At 54.5% G+C, this 5,452-nt stretch carries 2 tRNA genes and 2 rRNA genes; all 4 read left to right on the top strand.

Annotation, left to right across the window (positions count from 1 at the left end):
* Window positions 1–357: 357 nt before the first annotated feature.
* The 4 genes from D9R12_RS15465 to D9R12_RS15450 all read left to right on the top strand — a co-directional run bounded on the left by D9R12_RS15465 (window position 358) and on the right by D9R12_RS15450 (window position 5,339).
* Window positions 358–1,906, top strand: a 16S ribosomal RNA gene (locus tag D9R12_RS15465).
* 92 nt (window positions 1,907–1,998) lie between these two features.
* Window positions 1,999–2,074: transfer RNA gene (locus D9R12_RS15460), tRNA-Ala, on the top strand.
* A 72-nt stretch (window positions 2,075–2,146) separates the two neighbouring features.
* Window positions 2,147–2,223: transfer RNA gene (locus D9R12_RS15455), tRNA-Ile, on the top strand.
* A gap of 240 nt (window positions 2,224–2,463) precedes the next feature.
* Window positions 2,464–5,339 (top strand): 23S ribosomal RNA (locus tag D9R12_RS15450).
* Together the 16S and 23S rRNA genes with 2 tRNA genes alongside form the textbook arrangement of a ribosomal RNA operon.
* Window positions 5,340–5,452: the final 113 nt, after the last annotated feature.

Genomic DNA, 5,452 nt, shown 5'->3' with positions numbered 1-5,452 from the left:
AAGGCCTGCATAATGGGCGGCTCGCTTCGGCGGTGACGGTTCAGCGGTTTGGGCCGGGCGGTCGAGGTGGTGGTACGAAGGGCCTGTTGGCGAGGTGTTGACGGACCTGGAAATGGCCCTATAATGGGCGGCTCGCTGCAGCGATAGGTTGCAGTGATGACGGGGGAGGCGCTGAGGCCGACTTCGAGTTCTTTGACAGTATGCGCAGGTGACTTGTGTGGGCGCCTGCAGGAAGGACGAGCTGTCCATCTTGCAGATGACTTATACAAGCGCATAGAGATTGTAGAAATGCAAGCGATACGTAGCTTGGGTTGGACATCTGCATTCAAGGCTTTTGCCGCAAGGCAATGAAAGTTTTAAGTGAAGAGTTTGATCCTGGCTCAGAGTGAACGCTGGCGGTAGGCCTAACACATGCAAGTCGAACGGCAGCACAGTAGGAGCTTGCTCTTACGGGTGGCGAGTGGCGGACGGGTGAGGAATACATCGGAATCTACCTTTTGGTGGGGGATAACGTAGGGAAACTTACGCTAATACCGCATACGCCCTTCGGGGGAAAGCCGGGGACCAGCAATGGCCTGGCGCTGATAGATGAGCCGATGTCGGATTAGCTAGTTGGTGAGGTAATGGCTCACCAAGGCGACGATCCGTAGCTGGTCTGAGAGGATGATCAGCCACACTGGAACTGAGACACGGTCCAGACTCCTACGGGAGGCAGCAGTGGGGAATATTGGACAATGGGCGCAAGCCTGATCCAGCCATACCGCGTGGGTGAAGAAGGCCTTCGGGTTGTAAAGCCCTTTTGTTGGGAAAGAAAAGCATTCGGTTAATACCCGGGTGTTCTGACGGTACCCAAAGAATAAGCACCGGCTAACTTCGTGCCAGCAGCCGCGGTAATACGAAGGGTGCAAGCGTTACTCGGAATTACTGGGCGTAAAGCGTGCGTAGGTGGTGGTTTAAGTCCGTTGTGAAAGCCCTGGGCTCAACCTGGGAATTGCAGTGGATACTGGATCACTAGAGTGTGGTAGAGGATAGTGGAATTTCCGGTGTAGCAGTGAAATGCGTAGAGATCGGAAGGAACATCTGTGGCGAAGGCGACTATCTGGGCCAACACTGACACTGAGGCACGAAAGCGTGGGGAGCAAACAGGATTAGATACCCTGGTAGTCCACGCCCTAAACGATGCGAACTGGATGTTGGGTTCAACTTGGAACCCAGTATCGAAGCTAACGCGTTAAGTTCGCCGCCTGGGGAGTACGGTCGCAAGACTGAAACTCAAAGGAATTGACGGGGGCCCGCACAAGCGGTGGAGTATGTGGTTTAATTCGATGCAACGCGAAGAACCTTACCTGGTCTTGACATCCACGGAACTTTCCAGAGATGGATTGGTGCCTTCGGGAACCGTGAGACAGGTGCTGCATGGCTGTCGTCAGCTCGTGTCGTGAGATGTTGGGTTAAGTCCCGCAACGAGCGCAACCCTTGTCCTTAGTTGCCAGCACGTAAAGGTGGGAACTCTAAGGAGACCGCCGGTGACAAACCGGAGGAAGGTGGGGATGACGTCAAGTCATCATGGCCCTTACGACCAGGGCTACACACGTACTACAATGGTCAGGACAGAGGGCTGCAAGCCGGCGACGGTGAGCCAATCCCAGAAACCTGATCTCAGTCCGGATTGGAGTCTGCAACTCGACTCCATGAAGTCGGAATCGCTAGTAATCGCAGATCAGCATTGCTGCGGTGAATACGTTCCCGGGCCTTGTACACACCGCCCGTCACACCATGGGAGTTTGTTGCACCAGAAGCAGGTAGCTTAACCGCAAGGAGGGCGCTTGCCACGGTGTGGCCGATGACTGGGGTGAAGTCGTAACAAGGTAGCCGTATCGGAAGGTGCGGCTGGATCACCTCCTTTTGAGCATGACAAGCGCTTCTTGTAGGCGTCCACACAAGTAACCTGCATCCAGAATTTCTGATCGATCCGATTGATCAGGCAAGTCCCGTTACGGGGCCTTAGCTCAGCTGGGAGAGCACCTGCTTTGCAAGCAGGGGGTCGTCGGTTCGATCCCGACAGGCTCCACCATCTGGCACACCATGCGAGGTTCTCGCAGCCCATCGCGCGCCTGTGCTGCGTGGTGGGGAAGGAAATCTTTTTGGGTCTGTAGCTCAGGTGGTTAGAGCGCGCCCCTGATAAGGGCGAGGTCGGTGGTTCGAGTCCTCCTAGACCCACCACTCTGGATGTTTGATTGCGCATACGAATGATTCAAGCTTTGAGTGTCAGGCGTTGAGGCCTGACCCTTGCTCTTTAACAACTTGTGACGTAGCGAGCGTTTTAGATGATCATCTAAACACGTGTCGTTGAGGCTAAGGCGGGGACTACGAGTCCCTAAGAAATTGAGTGGTTATATTCGTGGACCAGGCTTTGTACCCCTGGGACATGGCGTATGGCCCTGAGGCAACTTGGGGTTATATGGTCAAGCGAATAAGCGCACACGGTGGATGCCTAGGCGGTCAGAGGCGATGAAGGACGTGGCAGCCTGCGAAAAGTACGGGGGAGCTGGCAACAAGCATTGATCCCGTAATGTCCGAATGGGGAAACCCACTGCTTCGGCAGTATCCTGCAGTGAATCCATAGCTGCTGGAAGCGAACCCGGGGAACTGAAATATCTAAGTACCCGGAGGAAAAGAAATCAACCGAGATTCCCTGAGTAGTGACGAGCGAACGGGGAACAGCCCTTAAGCTGATATGGCTTTAGAGGAACAGTCTGGAAAGACTGGCCAGAGAAGGTGACAGCCCTGTATTTGAAAGGGCCATATCAGTGAAATCGAGTAGGGCGGGGCACGAGAAACCCTGTCTGAACATGGGGGGACCATCCTCCAAGGCTAAATACTCCTGACCGACCGATAGTGAACCAGTACCGTGAGGGAAAGGCGAAAAGAACCCCGGAGAGGGGAGTGAAATAGATCCTGAAACCGTGTGCGTACAAGCAGTAGGAGCTCCGCAAGGAGTGACTGCGTACCTTTTGTATAATGGGTCAGCGACTTACTGTTCGTGGCAAGCTTAACCGTATAGGGGAGGCGAAGGGAAACCGAGTCTGATAAGGGCGCATAGTCGCGGGCAGTAGACCCGAAACCGGGTGATCTAGTCATGGCCAGGGTGAAGGTGCCGTAACAGGTACTGGAGGCCCGAACCCACGTCTGTTGCAAAAGACGGGGATGAGCTGTGATTAGGAGTGAAAAGCTAATCGAACCCGGAGATAGCTGGTTCTCCTCGAAAGCTATTTAGGTAGCGCCTCATATGTATCCTCTTGGGGGTAGAGCACTGTTATGGCTAGCGGTCCATCGCGGATTAGCAAACCATTGCAAACTCCGAATACCAAGACGGACTGTATGGGAGACACACGGCGGGTGCTAACGTCCGTCGTGAAAAGGGAAACAACCCAGACCCACAGCTAAGGTCCCAAATTCACTGCTGAGTGGAAAACGATGTGGAAAGGCACAGACAGCCAGGAGGTTGGCTTAGAAGCAGCCATCCTTTAAAGAAAGCGTAATAGCTCACTGGTCGAGTCGGTCTGCGCGGAAGATTTAACGGGGCTAAGCAGTGAACCGAAGCTTGGGGTGCATTACGCAAGTAATGCGCGGTAGAGGAGCGTTCCGTAGGCCTGCGAAGGTGGCTTGAGAAGGCTGCTGGAGGTATCGGAAGTGCGAATGCTGACATGAGTAACGATAATGGGGGTGAAAAGCCCCCACGCCGAAAGCCCAAGGTTTCCTTGCGCAACGTTAATCGACGCAGGGTGAGTCGGCCCCTAAGGCGAGGGCGAAAGCCGTAGTCGATGGGAAGCAGGTTAATATTCCTGCACCTCGCGTAAGTGCGATGGAGGGACGGAGAAGGTTAGGCAGGCCAGGCGTTGGTTGTCCTGGTGAGAGAGTTGAGGCGGTTCCCTTTGGCAAATCCGGGGGAGCAACGTTGAGACTAAGGACCAGCCCATTTGGGCGAAGCTGCTGATATCACGCTTCCAGGAAAAGCTCCTAAGCTTCAGCTTACGCAGACCGTACCGTAAACCGACACAGGTGGGTAGGATGAGAATTCTCAGGCGCTTGAGAGAACTCGGGTGAAGGAACTAGGCAAAATAGCACCGTAACTTCGGGAGAAGGTGCGCCTCTTCTGGTGAATAGCTGGGGGAGGCCGAAGTGACCAGGCCGCTGCGACTGTTTATCAAAAACACAGCACTCTGCAAACACGAAAGTGGACGTATAGGGTGTGACGCCTGCCCGGTGCTGGAAGGTTAATTGATGGGGTCACTCTCGGGAAACCGGGGGGAAGCTCTTGATCGAAGCCCCAGTAAACGGCGGCCGTAACTATAACGGTCCTAAGGTAGCGAAATTCCTTGTCGGGTAAGTTCCGACCTGCACGAATGGCGTAACGACAGCGGCGCTGTCTCCACCCGAGACTCAGTGAAATTGAAATCGCTGTGAAGATGCAGCGTTCCCGTGGCAAGACGGAAAGACCCCGTGAACCTTTACTATAGCTTTACATTGAACGTTGAGTTCGTCTGTGTAGGATAGGTGGGAGGCTATGAAACTGTGGCGCTAGCTGCAGCGGAGCCAACCTTGAAATACCACCCTGATGTGCTTGACGTTCTAACCTAGGTCCGTAATCCGGATCGGGGACCATGTATGGTGGGTAGTTTGACTGGGGCGGTCTCCTCCCAAAGAGTAACGGAGGAGCACGAAGGTACGCTCAGCGCGGTCGGACATCGCGCACTGTGTGCAAAGGCATAAGCGTGCTTGACTGCAAGATCGACGGATCAAGCAGGTACGAAAGTAGGTCTTAGTGATCCGGTGGTTCTGTATGGAAGGGCCATCGCTCAACGGATAAAAGGTACTCCGGGGATAACAGGCTGATACCGCCCAAGAGTTCATATCGACGGCGGTGTTTGGCACCTCGATGTCGGCTCATCACATCCTGGGGCTGTAGTCGGTCCCAAGGGTATGGCTGTTCGCCATTTAAAGTGGTACGCGAGCTGGGTTCAGAACGTCGTGAGACAGTTCGGTCCCTATCTGCCATGGGCGTTGGAGATTTGAGAGGGGCTGCTCCTAGTACGAGAGGACCGGAGTGGACGAACCTCTGGTGTTCCGGTTGTCACGCCAGTGGCACTGCCGGGTAGCTATGTTCGGAAGCGATAACCGCTGAAAGCATCTAAGCGGGAAGCGCGCCTCAAGATGAGATCTCCCGGGACACAAGTCCCCTAAAGGAACCATCAAGACCAGGTGGTTGATAGGTCAGGTGTGTAAGTGCAGCAATGCATTGAGCTAACTGATACTAATGATCCGTGTGGCTTGACCATATAACCTCAAGTGGCTTCGGGCCAAACCCGATGACCAGCTTAACCTCGACAGCACGTGTCGATGGCATCAAAACCAACTCACTACGTCACAAGTCCAAACGCGAGCCGGCGCC

It is taken from the genome of Pseudoxanthomonas spadix (genome assembly GCF_003703395.1).
GTDB classification, from domain to species: Bacteria; Pseudomonadota; Gammaproteobacteria; order Xanthomonadales; family Xanthomonadaceae; genus Pseudoxanthomonas_A; species Pseudoxanthomonas_A spadix.
This window is presented reverse-complemented; position numbering and strand designations above follow the sequence as displayed.